The organism is Pseudomonas sp. NPDC077451 (genome assembly GCF_044543345.1).
Lineage (GTDB): Bacteria > Pseudomonadota > Gammaproteobacteria > Pseudomonadales > Pseudomonadaceae > Stutzerimonas.
The window spans coordinates 482,228-497,231 of record NZ_JBITVX010000002.1 but is presented as its reverse complement, the minus strand read 5'-3'; the positions used below and the strand labels follow the sequence as shown (position 1 = coordinate 497,231).

The following is a 15,004-nucleotide window of genomic DNA, read 5'->3' as shown; positions in this document are numbered from 1 at the left end:
TGGCAGACGTCTGAACCTCAATAGCCGTTACATCGGTAACCTGGAGCCAGACGCAGCGCGGATGGCCAAGCATCTGGTGCGAGCTGAAGCCCAGCCAAGGAGCGACCAAATAATGATCAGGCATGAAAAACCCGCGCCATCTGGCGCGGGTTTCTTTTAGTCGTCCCTGCGACGACTGATCAGCGCACCGCTTCGAACAGCCCAGACGCACCCATGCCGCCGCCAACGCACATGGTCACAACCCCGTAACGCAGATTCCGACGTTGCAGCTCGCGAACCAGATGACCCGCGGTACGCGAACCGGTCATGCCGAATGGGTGGCCGATGGAAATCGAGCCGCCATTGACGTTGAACTTCTCATTGTCGATTTCCAGCGTATCGCGGCAATACAGGCACTGCGAGGCGAAGGCCTCGTTGAGCTCCCACAGGTCGATGTCGCTGACCTGCAGACCGCGCGCCTTGAGCAGGCGTGGCACCGAGAACACCGGGCCAATGCCCATCTCCTCAGGCTCGCACCCGGCCACGGTGAATCCGCGGAAGAAGGCCCGTGGCTTGAGGCCGAGCTCGAGTGCCTTGTCCAGGCTCATGACCAAGGTCATCGAGGCGCCGTCGGAGAGCTGCGAGGCATTGCCCGCGGTCACCGAGCCATCATCGGCAAACACCGGTTTGAGGCCCGACAGGCTTTCCAGCGTGGTATCCGGGCGGTTGCAGTCGTCACGATCGACCACACCTTCATGCTCGGTGCGCTCACCGGTGTTCTTGTCCTCGGTGAAGTAGCGGACGTTCATCGGCACGATCTCGTCCTGGAACAAACCCTCAGCCTGGGCCCGCGCGGTACGCTGCTGACTCTGCAGGGAATAGGCGTCCTGCTGCTCGCGGGTGACGTTGTAGCGACGCGCGACCAGCTCGGCGGTTTGCCCCATGCTGTGATACAGCCCAGGAACGCGCTCCTGCAGGACTGGATTGAAGAGGTTGTCGCTGTTGCGGCTCTTGGCCGTCATGGTGATCGACTCGACGCCACCGGCAACGATGATGTCGCTGCAGCCGGAAGCGATCTGATTGGCCGCGATGGCAATGGACTGCAAGCCGGACGAGCAGAAGCGATTGAGTGTCATGCCCGCGCACTGGATACCCAGGTTCGACAGCACCGCCACGTTACGACCGATGTTGTAGCCCTGTGCGCCCTCGTTGGAGCCGGCACCGACGATGCAGTCCTCGACCAGCTTGGGGTCCAGCCCGTTACGCGACAGCAGCGCGTTGACGCAATGAGCCGCCATATCGTCAGGACGGGTCATGTTGAACTTGCCGCGGAAGGACTTGGCCAGGCCGGTCCGTACGCTGTCGACGATCACTACTTCACGCATGGCATACCTCGAATGGTTGGGCGGCCGCTGCGGCGGCCGGCCTGTTGACGATGGACCGAGCATAGTTCCGGCCCTTCACCAAAGGCGACGAACATTCAGCAGGGATATGGCTGGCCATTGTCCGCCGTCCCTTGAAACTCAGCTGATCGCTTCTTCCAGCGCGTCGTTGAGCGTGCGCAATACCTTGACCCGGGCAAAGCGCTTGTCGTTGGCCTCAACCAACGTCCAGGGCGCAATTTCGGTGCTGGTGCGATCGACCATGTCCGCCACGGCGTTGCTGTAGTCCTCCCACTTTTCGCGATTGCGCCAGTCTTCCTCGGTAATCTTGAAGCGCTTGTGCGGCGTATCTTCCCGCTCCTTGAAGCGCTCCAGCTGCGTTTGTTTGTCGATGGAGAGCCAGAACTTGACCACCACCACGCCTGCGTCGACCAGCTGCTCCTCGAACTCGTTTATCTCGGTATAGGCCCGCAGCCACTCGTCTGGCGAGCAGAAGCCCTCGACACGTTCGACCAGCACGCGGCCGTACCAGGATCGATCGAAAATGATGAACTGCCCGCGCGCCGGGACGTTGCGCCAGAAGCGCCACAACCAAGGCTGCGCCAGCTCGTCCTCGCTGGGCGCGGCGATTTGTATGGTGCGATACAGCCGCGGATCCAGCGCGCCCGTGACCCGGCGAATGGCGCTGCCCTTGCCCGCCGCGTCGTGGCCCTCGAACAGGGCCAGTACCCCACGCTTGCGCAACCGCGGATCACGCAGCAGCTGGCTCAGCCTTGCCTGTTCATGCCCCAGCTGTTCCTTGTAATGGTCCTTGCTGAGCGATTGCTGCATATCGAGACTGCCTAGCAGGCTCGCCTGATCGAGCTTCAGCTCGATCGTCGCCGTGTGCGGCTGCGAGAGCGGTTGGTCCGCCGCGTCCAGCGCAGCATTGAGCCCCTCGAGCAGCAACCGGCCGGCGGTCAGGCTGCGGTATCGTTCGTCGCTGCCCTCGATGACGTACCAGGGTGCAAAGTCCCGGCTGCTGCGGCGCAGGATCAATTCACCGTGCTTGACGAACCGGTCGTAGGTTTTCGACTGCTGCCAATCCAGCGGGCTGATGCGCCAGCTGTGCAGCGGATCGTCTTTGAGCGATTCAAGGCGCTGGAGCATGCGGTCCTTGGACAGGTGAAACCAGAATTTGAAGATCAGCGTGCCTTCAGCGCAGAGCATGCGTTCGAACCGCTGGGCACGGTCGATGGCCAGCTCCAACTCGGCTTTCTTGATGCGCCCATGGACCCGGTCCTCCAGCAACTTGCTGTACCAGTTGCCGAAGAAGATGCCTGTCTGCCCTTTCGGCGGCAGGCGACGCCAGTAACGCCAAGCGGGCGGACGCGAGAGTTCTTCGTCGGTCGGCACATCGAAGCTGTCGACCCGGATCAGTCGCGGGTCCATCCACTCGCTGAGCAGCTTGATCGTTTCGCCTTTTCCGGCGCCCTCGATGCCATTAATCAGGATGAGCACTGGAAACCGCGCCTGCTCTCTGAGGCGGTACTGCGCCTGCAGCAACGCTTCACGCAGAACGGGCACTTCTTTGTTGTAGGTGTCCTTGTCGATGGTGTGGCCGATTTCTGCGGACTCGAACATCGTGTACTCCAGGAATGGATGCTGTGATGAACCCTAGCAGGCCAAGGTAGCTGCAGTACTGATGCAGCTCCGCCTGTTAGCGCTTGGTGCGCTGGCCTGCGCGCTTACCGATGCGACAAAGCGCGCCCGCAGCAGGTTTCACGCTGCTGCTAGAATCGCGTTTTTTTCCCCCAGGAAACGCCGATGTCCGCCGCGATCCCACCCGGTTTTGAACATGCAGAGCTCGACTGGGACGAGAACGGCCAACCGCAATCGCGGCGCTATGGTGACGTATATTTTTCTCGTGGCTCAGGCATGGCCGAAACCACCCACGTATTTCTGCAACCCAACCGATTGGCCGAACGTTTCGCCGCGCTTCAGGCTGGGGAACGCCTGGTAATTGGCGAAACGGGCTTCGGTACTGGCCTCAGTTTTCTTTGTGCCTGGGCGCTGTTCGAGCGCACAGCGCCTGCCAATAGCGCCCTGCACTTCGTCAGTGTTGAAAAGCATCCACTCACCCGCGACGACCTGCAGCGAGCGCTGACGTTGTGGCCCGAGCTGCAGCTGCAGGCGCGCCAGTTGCTGGATCAGTATGTGGCGATCAATCCGGGATTCCAGCAGTTTCGTTTCGGCCAGGTGACGCTGACGCTATTGGTAGGCGATGCACTCGACCGGCTGAAAGAACTGGATGCCCAGGTTGACGCCTGGTTTCTCGATGGTTTCGCACCGCCGAAGAACCCGGACATGTGGCAGCCCGAGCTATTTGAGCAGGTGGCGCGGCTATCCGCCCCGGGCGCCACGCTGGCGACCTTCAGCAGCGCCGGCAGTGTGCGACGAGCCCTCAAGGAGGCGGGCTTTGAGATCAAGCGGATACCGGGATTCGGCCAGAAGTGGGAAAACCTCCAGGGCCACCTTGCCGCATCGCCAAAAACCTTGGAGAGCCCTTGGTTCGCGCGCCCGCCGCATCAACCAACGCAGCGCAAGGCACTGATCATCGGCGCAGGCCTGGCGGGTTGCGCCAGCGCCGCCAGCCTGGCGGCGCGCGGCTGGCAGGTGACACTGCTGGAGCGGCATGACGACGTCGCCCAAGAGGGTTCTGGCAATCCACAGGGTGTGCTCTATCTGAAGCTGTCAGCGCACGGCACCGCGCTTTCGCAGCTTGTCGCCAGCGGCTTTGGCTACACCCGTCGGTTGTTGCAGAACCTGCAGCAAGGCCAGGACTGGGATGCCTGTGGCGTGCTGCAGCTTGCCTTCGACAACAAGGAAAGCGCCCGCCAAGCCGCGCTGTCCGATACCTTTCCGCCCAGTCTGCTGCGCGCGGTGCAGCGCGAGGAAGCTGAGCAGCTGGCGGGCGTGGCGCTGGGCCATGGCGGGCTGTTCTATCCGGACACGGGTTGGGCGCACCCGCCAGCGCTGTGTCGCTGGCTGATCGCGCACCCCGCCATCGAGCTGCTTCGCCACCGGCACCCGGTCGAGCTGCGTCGCGCCGGCGAGCAGTGGCAGGCGCTGATCGGCGATGAGCTGCTGGCCGAGGCGCCGGTAGTGATTCTGGCTGGCGCCGCCGACGTTGCGCGCTTCAGCCAAAGCGCCTGGCTGCCGCTCAAGCGAATCCGCGGACAGATCACCGCCCTGCCGGTGACCGAACAAAGCTGCGCGTTGCGCACCGTGCTCTGCGCCAAGGGCTACGTCGCCCCGCCCCGTGAGGGCCAGCACACGCTGGGGGCGAGCTTCAATTTCGCCGAAACCGACCCGGCTCCGAGCGCAGCGGAACACCATTCCAACCTGGAGATGCTCGCGGAGATTTCCGCTGATCTGCATCAGCGCCTCGAGGCCGACACCGTCGATATCGACCAACTGCATGGACGCGTCGCGTTCCGCTGCACCAGCCCCGACTATCTACCCATCATCGGCGCGCTGGCCGATCCAGCACGCTTCGCCGAAGCCTATGCCGTGCTGGCGAAGGATGCTCGGCAAGTGCCTGATACGCCCTGCCCTTGGCTTGATGGGCTGTACGTCAATACCGCACACGGCTCGCGCGGCCTGATCACCGCGCCACTGTCGGGCGAGCTACTCGCCGCGTGGCTGAATGACGAACCGCTGCCCGTACCGCGCGCCATCGCCGAAGCCTGCCACCCCAATCGATTCCTGCTGCGCAAGCTCATTCGACGGATCGACTGAGCGTCTCATCGAGCGCCTGCCTATTCGATCCTCGTGACCAAGCTGCCAAAGGTTAGCCTCGGCGAAACGGCTCATCCCAAAATGGCCGGGTGATTTCGGTTTCGATATCGGCCCGGCTCAAACCGATGTCCTTGAGCATCTCGTCACTCAGCGAGGCCAGTTGCTGGCGCTGGCGATACAGCGCGTGCCAGCAACCGAACCGCTGCCAGGCCGCACGCAGCCACCGTCCGAGCGAGAAATGGGGCGTTGCGCTCCGGGCGCAAGATTGAACGAACTCAGCATGGCTTTTCATCGGGTACACCTCCGAGTGGATGGCGCCAGTGTCCCGCCGGGCTTATGATCAATCCAACGAATGTTTGTGATGATGTCCATCTCGGAGATTGATGAATGGCCAACTACCCGAGTATCGATGCCGAGCTGCTGCGCAGCTTTGTGGCAATTGCCGATCACGGCGGCTTCACCCGTGCTGCGGAAGCCGTCAATCGCACGCAGTCGGCAATCAGCATGCAGATGAAGCGGCTTGAAGAGGATGTGCTGCAGCGTTCGGTCTTCGAGCGCGACGGGCGCCAGGTCAAGCTCACCGCAGAGGGCCAGATCCTGCTCGGTTACGCGCGAAGAATTCTCAAGCTGCACGGCGAGGTGCTGACCACCTTGCGTGAGCCGCACATGGTCGGCTCGGTGCGCATCGGCACTCCAGACGATTATGTGATGCGATTCCTACCGGGCATCCTGTCGCGCTTCGCTCAGGCCTATCCGCTGGTGCAGGTGGAGGTGCATTGCGAACCGTCTTACCAGCTGCTGCAGCGACGCGACCTGGATCTGTCCATCGTCACCCGCGAGCCAGGTACCGAGATCGGACAGTTATTGCGGCGCGAACGCTTCGTCTGGGCCGAAGCGCCGGGCTTCAACACCCATGAACAACGGCCCATGCCACTGGCCATGTTCAATACCGATTGCTTCTGCCGGGCCTGGGCCTGCAACGCACTCGACAGCCTGGACGTTCCCTACCGGGTTGCCTATACCAGCCCGAGCCTCTCAGCGCTGATGGCCGTGGTTAACGCAGGGCTCGCAGTGACCGCGCAGCTGCAGAGCCTGGTCACGGCCGACATGCGCTTGCTGGGCGAAGCCGAGGGCATGCCGGAGCTGCCCTTGAGCAGCATTGTCCTGCTGCGCAACGAACGTAGTCAGTCGCAAGTCAGCGAAACACTGGCCGAGCATATCGTCGAAGGCTTTCGCCTATAGCAGACGGCAGGCTCAGCTGGGCTGCTGACTATTCCCTCGAACCGCATATCGAGGCGGCGCGAAGCAGCGCCGCAGTGATTCCATGCTGCTCCCATTCCGGCAACGCGGCGAAACGTGCAACGAACTCCGGCGGCAGCAAAGACGGGGCCTGTTGCTGCAGTGCACGACCCTCTTCAGTCAAATGCAACCATTGGCGGCGGCGGTCCTGATCATCGCGCTGGCGCGACAGCAGTCCGCGTTCGGCGAGCCGGTCGAGCTGCCCGGATAGGGTTGCAGGCGTGAGGCTGACGCGCTTGCTCAGCGCACTGGCCGTGAGCTGTCGCTCGCTCGCAAGCACTTGCAGAATCATTAGCTGCACCGGGCTCAGTCCACCGTAACGTGCCAGCCGCTTGGCATGCATTTCGGCGTCCTGCTGCAACCGGCGCAGAGCCTGAAACAGCGACAGTTCAAGGCTGCTCTCCGGCTTTTCGATAGTTTCAGCTCGAATATTTTCTTCGTTCATAAACAACATAATCAGCTGGGTCACGGTTTGACATGAAAGCACTTTCTTTGTTTCCCTGTAAACCTGACTGACGCAGCAGGGCGCGATTCAGCCTGCGAGTGACGCACCTGAACGATCACCGCAGCTGGCGAGCCAGAGCGCTATACGCTGGTCTGAAAACCTGAACTTCGCGATCCCAGCATCAGTCACACTCCCCAACGGCAACACCGGTAAGGATCTTATGTGCGGCATAGCTGGCGAACTTCGCTTCGATAATCAACCGGCCGATCTGGCCGCGGTTGAACGCATCACTCAATCCCTGACTGCTCGAGGCCCAGACGCCTGTGGCTTCAACAGCCAAGGCCCTCTCGCGCTCGGTCACCGACGCTTGAAAATCATGGACCTGTGCGAGGCCTCGGGTCAGCCAATGGTCGACTCGGCACTCGGTTTGTCGATGGTGTTCAACGGCGCCATCTACAACTATCCGGAATTGCGCGCCGAGCTCGAGGCGCTGGGCTATCGCTTCTTCTCCGAGGGTGACACTGAAGTGTTGCTCAAGGGCTTTCATGCCTGGGGCGAAGCCTTATTGCCGCGCCTCAACGGCATGTTCGCCTTCGCCATCTGGCAGCGCGACGTACAGGAACTGTTCATCGCCCGTGATCGCCTCGGCATCAAGCCGCTCTATCTGTCACGCACTGGCGAGCGCCTGCGCTTTGCCTCGACGCTCCCGGCGTTGCTCAAGGGCGGTGACATCGCTGGTGTACTGAACCCGGTGGCACTGAACCACTACATGAGCTTCCATGCTGTGGTGCCGGCGCCGGACACTCTGATTGCCGGCATCGAGAAACTGCCGCCCGCCACCTTCATGCGTATTGATGCCAACGGCAAGACCAGCCAACACCGCTGGTGGACGCTGGAGTTCGGGGCGTCAGAAGAGGAGCAAGGCTTCAGCTTCGAAGACTGGCAGGAGCGCACCCTGACAACCTTGCGCGAGTCAGTCGCCTTGCGCCATCGAGCAGCGGTCGACGTGGGCGTCCTGCTGTCCGGTGGCGTCGACTCCAGCTTACTGGTCGGTCTGCTTCGCGAAGCAGGCGCTGCGGATAGCTTGCAGACCTTCTCCATCGGCTTTCAGGATGCCGGCGGCGAGCGTGGCGACGAATTCAAGTATTCGGATCTGATTGCGCAGCATTACGGGACGCGCCATCACCAGCTGCGGATACAGGAGAAGGAAATCCTCGAACAGCTGCCTGCTGCCTTTCGCGCGATGAGCGAGCCGATGGTCAGCCACGACTGCATCGCCTTCTACCTGCTCTCACGGGAAGTGTCCAAGCACTGCAAGGTGGTTCAGAGCGGTCAAGGTGCCGATGAGCTGTTCGCCGGCTATCACTGGTATCCGCAGGTGGACGGTGCCGAGGACCCTGTCGAGGCTTATCTCAACGCCTTTCGCGACCGCAGCTTCGAGGAGTACGCCGACACCGTGCAGCAGCAGTGGGTCAAGGGCGACTTCTCCGGTGATTTCGTTCGTCAGCACTTTGCCCAGCCGGGCGCCGATGCGGCGGTCGACAAGGCCCTGCGAATCGACAGTACGGTGATGCTGGTCGACGACCCGGTCAAGCGAGTCGACAACATGACCATGGCCTGGGGCCTAGAGGCACGGGTGCCGTTTCTCGATCACAACGTGGCCGAGCTTTCCGCGCGAATTCCCGCGAAGTACAAGCTGCCCGATGGCGGAAAGTATGTGCTCAAGGAAGCTGCGCGCAAGGTTATCCCGGCCGCGGTTATTGACCGCCCCAAGGGCTATTTTCCGGTGCCGGGCCTGAAGCATCTGCAGGGTGACACGCTGAACTGGGTGCGCGAGCTGCTGACGGACCCGAGCCAGGATCGCGGGCTGTACAACCCGGCAATGCTGGACAAGCTGTTCAACGACCCTGAGGGCCAACTGACGCCCCTGCGCGGCTCGAAATTGTGGCAGCTGGCAGCGGTCAATCTATGGTTGAGCGAACAAGGCCTCTAAGAACCGATCATGACGGCACGGCGCCCAGGCCGGTTGATACGACAAACGCCGTGACGTCATGACAAGCTCCAAGGAACGTACCATGCAGAAGTCTCAAGCCTATGGACAGCGGCTGTTACGCGGCCAGACACCGACCTACGAGCGCCTGCAGCAACGACTCGCGGAGGATGGCCAGGCGGAACGTCAGTCGCCTGTAACTCTGCACTGTGGCTGGGGCCGCATCCTGATCGGCCATACCTATTCCGACCCTGAAAAGCTCGCTGCCGACCTGCTCCATGAACAGGCCGGGGAGCGGGACATTGCGCTATACGTTGCCGCGCCGCACCAAGTGCTCGCCTATGCGCCGCAGCAGCTGTTCCTTGACCCCTCGGACACCTCTCGCATCTGGTTTACCGATTACCGCCCGGCCCGCCGCAGCTTCCGCGGTTTCGGCATTCGGCGCGCCCAGAGTGAGGAGGACTGGAAGGCGATCAATAGCCTGTACCAGTCGCGCCATATGCTGCCCGTCAACCCGGAGCTGTGCACCCCACGAGAGCAAGGTGGTCCGGTTTATTGGCTGGCCGAGGACGACGACTCCGGCCAGATCATCGGCAGTGTCATGGGCATCAATCACCACAAGGCTTTCAACGATCCGGAGAACGGCTCCAGCCTTTGGTGTCTGGCGGTCGCGCCAACCTGCACCCGCCCTGGCGTCGGCGAAGCGCTGGTTCGCCATTTGATTGAACACTACATGGGGCGCGGGCTGGCCTACCTCGATTTGTCGGTGCTGCACGACAACAAGCAGGCCAAGGCGCTCTACGCCAAACTCGGTTTCCGTGACCTGCAGACCTTCACGGTCAAACGCAAGAACACCTTCAACCAGCCCTTGTTTTTAGGGCCTGGCCCGGAAGCCGAGCTGAACCCCTATGCCAAGATCATCGTCGACGAGGCACGGCGCCGCGGCATCGAAATCACCATCGACGACACCGAAGCGGGCCTGTTCACCCTGACCCAGGGCGGCCGAAAAGTTCGCTGCCGCGAATCACTGTCGGACCTCACTTCAGCGGTGAGCATGACGTTGTGCCAGGACAAAAGCCTGACGCACCGCACCCTCGCCCGCGCCGGGCTCAAATTGCCAGCGCAGCAGCTCGCAGGGACGCCAGAGGATAACGAGGCGTTTCTGGAAAAGCATGGCAGTGTAGTGGTCAAGCCGCTCGATGGCGAACAGGGCCACGGGGTCTCGGTCGATCTTCGTAGCCCTGAGGACGTGGAGGAAGCAATTACCCGAGCACGCCACTTCGATCAACGCGTCTTGCTCGAAAGCTTCCATCCCGGCCTCGATCTGCGCATCGTGGTGATCGGCTATGAGGTGGTCGCTGCGGCAATTCGACGTCCGGCTGAAGTGGTTGGCGACGGCAGCCACTCCATCCAAGAACTAATCGAGACCCAGAGTCGCCGTCGCCAGGCCGCGACGGGTGGCGAAAGCAAAATCCCGATGGATGAGGAAACCCATCGGGGCATCAGTGAAGCCGGCTTCGATTACGACAGCGTGCTGCCACGTGGCCAGCATTTGACGGTTCGTCGTACCGCCAATCTGCATACTGGCGGCACGCTCGACGATGTAACCGATCAGTTGCACCCAGTGCTGATCGACGCTGCCGTCCGCGCGGCCCGTGCACTGGATATCCCGGTGGTTGGTCTGGATCTGTTGGTGCCGGCGGCTGACCAGCCTGAGTACGTTTTCATCGAAGCGAATGAGCGAGTCGGCCTGGCCAATCATCATCCGCAGCCGACCGCCGAACGCTTCGTCGACCTGCTCTTTCCACTCAGCTACGGCACCCATTAGCGGGGCAACCAGGCTGTTGATGGCCTGGCTCCGGCACCCTCAGGTGCCGGAATGGCCCAGCCGCCTCGCTTGCGGCACTACCGCAGCTCAACTTCACTCACCTGAATGGCGGCAGCCCGTTTTTCGCCGCTAAGGAATGATCATGACTGCCAAGCTTCCAGAACCAGACCTCAACTACCTGCAGCGTGTGCTGCTGGAAATGCTCGCCATTCCCAGCCCCACCGGCTTCACCGACACCATCGTTCGCTACGTGGCGGAGCGGCTAAAAGAGCTTGGCATTCCTTTCGAGCTGACCCGTCGCGGGACCATCCGCGCCACACTCAAGGGCCGTCGGTACAGCCCGGATCGAGCCATCGCCGCACACCTGGATACCATTGGCGCCAGCGTCCGGGAGATCCAGGACAATGGCCGACTTGGCTTGTCCCCGGTGGGCTGCTGGTCGAGTCGTTTCGCCGAAGGCAGCCGCGTCAGCGTGTTCACCGACACCGGCGTGGTCCGGGGCAGCGTGCTGCCGCTTCTGGCCTCGGGACATGCATTCAATACAGCGGTCGACGAGATGCCGATTAGCTGGAACCACGTCGAGCTGCGCCTGGACGGGTACACCGCGGGCCGCGCCGACACGCTTGCGCTAGGAATCAATGTGGGCGATTTCGTCGCGTTCGACCCGATGCCCGAGTTTACCGACAGCGGGTACATCAGCTCGCGCCATCTGGACGACAAGGCGGGAGTGGCAGCCTTGCTGGCGTCGCTCAAAGCCGTGGTTGAAAGCGGCCGTGAGCCTCCGATCGACTGCCATCCGCTGTTTACCATTACCGAGGAAACCGGTTCTGGTGCAGCCGGCGCCCTGCCCTGGGATGTCAGCGAGTTCGTCGGTATCGACATCGCGCCGACGGCCAAGGGACAGGAATCCAGCGAACACGCCGTCACCGTAGCCATGCAGGATTCAGGCGGGCCTTATGATTTTCACCTGTCGCGGCACCTGCTGAAACTGGCGGAAGCCAATGAGGTACCGGTGCGTCGCGATCTGTTCCGCTATTACCACAGCGATGCGCAGTCGGCGATTGCAGCCGGTCACGACATCCGCACCGCTTTGCTGGCCTTTGGTTGCGACGCGACGCATGGCTATGAGCGCACCCACATCGACAGCCTGGCAGCCATGAGCCGCTTGATTTCAGCCTACTTGCTGAGCCCACCTGTCTTCACCAGTGACGCCCATACGAGCAAAGATTCGCTGGAAAACTTCAGCCATCAACTGGAACACGTGACTCAAATGGAGAACGACACGCGCGTGCCGGCAGTCGATTCGATCTTCGACAAGCAAACCGATGATTCGTCCGGTTGATGGCCACGTTTCATGATGCGCCGCCAACTTGAGGCAATTGCCGATTGCGGGGCGGCGCTGATCCGGGCAAAGTCGCAAACCTCTGAAATATATGGATGCTTGGCCAGTCAGGCATAAAGCGAAGGGATTTGTCCTTCGCGCGACTGGAAACTGCGTTTTGCGAGTTTGCACGCCTTGGGTCAATAACATGCTGCCGCGTCTTTTTCTGGCCGTCTTCCTATTCTGTCTGACCGCTCAGGCATCGGCCTTTGAACCCGTGCCTGTGGATTCACAGCATTTTCGCCAAGCACTGGGCAACTCAAGTTACTTTCTGAGAGACCCTGCCGCCGAACTGAGCGTGGCGGAGGTGTTCGCGCTACCCGAAAAAACCTTCGAGCCAGTGTCAGGCCTACACCCCAATAAGGGGAAGAACGATTCGGTCTGGTGGTTCCGTGTAGAGCTGGACAACCAACTCCGCGACCCTCTTGGCGGCTTCGTCGAAATCAACTACCCGCTGCTTGACGATATCCAGCTGTATCTCCGTCATCCGGACGGCCGGATCAGCCGACAGCACTCGGGGGACAACCATCCGTTCAGCGAGCGCGCGGTCAGGGTCAGCAACTTCTTGTTTCCAGTAGAGCTCGCGCCCGGCACCTCGACCGTGCTGTTGCGTGTGCAAAGCACCAGTACCCTGTACGTCCCGCTGTATTTCAGCACCTACGCAGCTAACGCCGAAGCAACCGAAGACTCGATGGGCTTGGCCGGAGCCTTCTATGGCGTGCTGTTTGCGATGTTCTGCTACAACTTCTTCCTGTTCCTCTCGCTGCGTGAGCCAGCGTATTTCTGGTATCTGATCTACAACCTCAACGTGGGCCTGTTCGCACTCAGCTTCGATGGCTTGCTGGTCAAATGGCTGAACGATGCAGGTGGCGTGGTCGCGTTAGGCATCTACGCGCTGATGTTCAGCCATTGCCTGGTGTCGGTCCAATTCAGCCGCCATTTTCTGCATACCCGCGAGTACTTCCCGCGCCTGGACTTCGCCCTGCGTGTGGCGCTGATCCTGTCGATGGGTGCGCTGCTGTCCGGATTCGTTCTGGAAACGCAGGTCTGGAGCGTGCTCGCCAGTGTGATGGTCATCGGCTCTTCGATCGGCCTGTTGCTGACCGGCGCTTTCGTTTGGAGCCGCGGCGTGCGCTATGGCCTTTATTACACGCTGGCCTGGGGCGTCCTGCTGGCGACGTTCGTTATCGTCACAGCCGGTTCGCTGGGCTTCAACCTGTTGGGCCTGTATGGCGCGTCGATTGTCAAAGTTGGCATCGCCTTCGAGTTGATCACCCTGTCGATCGGGCTCGCCGACCGTATCAACCTGCTTAAGGAAGAAGGCTTCCGTTCGCGCCAGGCAGCCGAGCGGGCAGAAAGCGAGAACCAGGCAAAAAGTCGCTTTCTGGCGAAAATGAGCCACGAGATCCGCACGCCATTGAATGGCGTATTGGGCATGCTGCAATTGCTGCGTGAAACCCCGCTGGATCGTAACCAGCGCTTCTACCTCGATACGGTGGCCAGCTCCAGCAACTCGCTGATGACGGTCATTAACAACATCCTCGATTACGCACGGATCGGCGCCGGCAAACTGGTCTTGGAGGACATCGAGTTTGACCTGGAAGCGCTGGCCTCCGAAACCATCAGCCTGTTCACGGCCCAAGCGCTGCAGAAGCAACTGAACCTGCATCTCAGCCTTGCGCCCGGTGTACCACGCCGTCTTCGCGGCGACCCGACCCGCCTTAAGCAAGTGCTGATGAACCTGCTGAGCAATTCGTTGAAGTTCACCGAGCAGGGTTGCGTGGTGCTGCAGGTCGTCTGTCAGGGGCCGGAGGGCGGCCGAAGCCTGGTCTTTTCGATCACCGACAGCGGCATCGGCATGCGCGCCGAGGTACTGGCCCAGTTGTTCGAGTCCTTCGCACAGGGTGATTCCAGTACAACCCGACGCTACGGTGGCAGCGGCCTGGGCTTGGTCATCAGCAAGGAACTGGTGGAAATGATGGGCGGCCAGATCGAAGTGCAGAGCACGCCTGGCCAGGGCAGCCAATTCAGCTTCGACATTCCGCTGCGGGAGGCGAGCGATAACTCTGATCCACTCACGACCTTGCTCGAAGGCCGAACCGCCGTGATCGCGTCTCGGGATATCTGTGCACTGGATGCGATGGGCAATCTGCTCCACCGTTGGGGCATGCGAATCGTCCGTTGCGAGGAGCCGCAACGACTGCGCCGCTACCTCGACGATCAGGCTTCAGCCCCGCTGCTGGTGATCATGGCACCCTGGCCTGGCAAACCACAGGCATGGCTCAACGCCGTGGCCGACCAGCTCGAACCAAATCAACGCGTCATGCTGCTCTACCCGCCACAAAGCGAGCCCTCACCTGCGTCGTCATCGTTGCACCTGGCAAGCCTGCCGTTGCCCCTGCTGCTCGGCCCTTTGCGCGAAGCACTGCATCGTCTCTATCAGGGAACCCGAACGCCTAATGGCACTGCGATGGTAGCCGCCGACAACCTGACAGGCCGCAAGCCGCTCATCCTAGTAGTCGAGGACAACCCGGTCAGCCAGATGGTCGTGTCCAGCCTGCTGCGCAAACGCGGCTATGAGGTCATGGTTGCTGAAAACGGGCACAGGGCAGTCAGTGCATACAGCGACAACCCGGCCGCTGTGCAGCTGATTTTGATGGACTGCGAGATGCCGGAAATGGACGGATTCGAGGCCAGCCGACAGATCCGCCGACTCGAAGCACAATTGCAGCTGCGACCCGTGCCGATCATCGCACTGACCGCCCATGTGCTCGAGGAGCATCGCCGCGCTGGCAGCGAGGCCGGCATGGACGATTTCATTGGCAAGCCATTGGACAGCGAGCAGCTGTATGCTTACCTGGATCGGTACCTCAACGCGCCGATCAGCGAACCCGACCTGCACCATCCCACTTGATCCGAC

General features: G+C 61.5%; 11 protein-coding genes. 6 read left to right on the top strand and 5 right to left on the bottom strand.

Annotated features, from left to right (window positions below; translation table 11 throughout):
* Positions 1-179: 179 nt before the first annotated feature.
* Together ACIGHL_RS06070 and pap are read right to left on the bottom strand one after the other, a co-directional pair.
* Positions 180-1,364, bottom strand: coding sequence for a thiolase family protein (locus tag ACIGHL_RS06070; RefSeq protein WP_128120578.1), 1,185 nt, complete (start codon positions 1,362-1,364; stop codon positions 180-182).
* A 138-nt stretch (positions 1,365-1,502) separates the two neighbouring features.
* Positions 1,503-2,984, bottom strand: a complete 1,482-nt coding sequence (pap, locus tag ACIGHL_RS06065; protein WP_128120577.1) for a polyphosphate:AMP phosphotransferase — start codon at positions 2,982-2,984, stop codon at positions 1,503-1,505.
* A gap of 183 nt (positions 2,985-3,167) precedes the next feature.
* On the opposite strand from pap, the gene mnmC reads away from it, so the two are divergent.
* A complete protein-coding gene (mnmC, locus tag ACIGHL_RS06060) occupies positions 3,168-5,141 on the top strand; it encodes a bifunctional tRNA (5-methylaminomethyl-2-thiouridine)(34)-methyltransferase MnmC2/FAD-dependent 5-carboxymethylaminomethyl-2-thiouridine(34) oxidoreductase MnmC1 (RefSeq protein WP_128120576.1) in 1,974 nt (657 codons plus the stop codon).
* 52 nt (positions 5,142-5,193) lie between these two features.
* On the opposite strand, the gene ACIGHL_RS06055 is transcribed toward mnmC, so the two are convergent.
* Entirely contained in the window at positions 5,194-5,433 is a 240-nt protein-coding gene (locus tag ACIGHL_RS06055; protein ID WP_128120575.1) for a DUF1127 domain-containing protein, read from the bottom strand.
* Positions 5,434-5,528: 95 nt separating this feature from the next.
* On the opposite strand from ACIGHL_RS06055, the gene ACIGHL_RS06050 reads away from it, so the two are divergent.
* Entirely contained in the window at positions 5,529-6,383 is an 855-nt protein-coding gene (locus tag ACIGHL_RS06050; RefSeq protein ID WP_045428240.1) for a LysR substrate-binding domain-containing protein, read from the top strand.
* A gap of 28 nt (positions 6,384-6,411) precedes the next feature.
* On the opposite strand, the gene ACIGHL_RS06045 is transcribed toward ACIGHL_RS06050, so the two are convergent.
* Both ACIGHL_RS06045 and ACIGHL_RS06040 read right to left on the bottom strand, forming a co-directional pair.
* The gene (locus ACIGHL_RS06045; RefSeq protein ID WP_128120660.1) at positions 6,412-6,885 is read right to left on the bottom strand and encodes a MarR family winged helix-turn-helix transcriptional regulator; all 474 of its coding nucleotides are present in this window, start codon (positions 6,883-6,885) and stop codon (positions 6,412-6,414) included.
* Positions 6,886-7,066: 181 nt separating this feature from the next.
* On the bottom strand, positions 7,067-7,225 hold the full coding sequence (locus ACIGHL_RS06040) for a hypothetical protein (protein WP_241509164.1): 159 nt from the start codon (positions 7,223-7,225) through the stop codon (positions 7,067-7,069).
* Between ACIGHL_RS06040 and ACIGHL_RS06035 the strand changes: the two genes are divergently transcribed.
* The 4 genes from ACIGHL_RS06035 (at position 7,154) to ACIGHL_RS06020 (ending at position 14,998) form a co-directional block, all read left to right on the top strand.
* Positions 7,154-8,878: an N-acetylglutaminylglutamine amidotransferase gene (locus ACIGHL_RS06035; RefSeq protein ID WP_241509158.1), complete on the top strand. Its 1,725-nt coding sequence runs from the start codon at positions 7,154-7,156 to the stop codon at positions 8,876-8,878. The two genes, ACIGHL_RS06040 and ACIGHL_RS06035, sit on opposite strands and share 72 nt — an antisense overlap.
* A gap of 82 nt (positions 8,879-8,960) precedes the next feature.
* Complete coding sequence (gene ngg, locus ACIGHL_RS06030; protein ID WP_128120573.1) at positions 8,961-10,703, top strand: N-acetylglutaminylglutamine synthetase; 1,743 nt, start codon at positions 8,961-8,963, stop codon at positions 10,701-10,703.
* A gap of 142 nt (positions 10,704-10,845) precedes the next feature.
* Positions 10,846-12,045, top strand: coding sequence for an osmoprotectant NAGGN system M42 family peptidase (locus tag ACIGHL_RS06025; protein WP_045428247.1), 1,200 nt, complete (start codon positions 10,846-10,848; stop codon positions 12,043-12,045).
* Between the two features lie 187 nt (positions 12,046-12,232).
* Positions 12,233-14,998: a hybrid sensor histidine kinase/response regulator gene (locus ACIGHL_RS06020; RefSeq protein WP_128120572.1), complete on the top strand. Its 2,766-nt coding sequence runs from the start codon at positions 12,233-12,235 to the stop codon at positions 14,996-14,998.
* Positions 14,999-15,004: the final 6 nt, after the last annotated feature.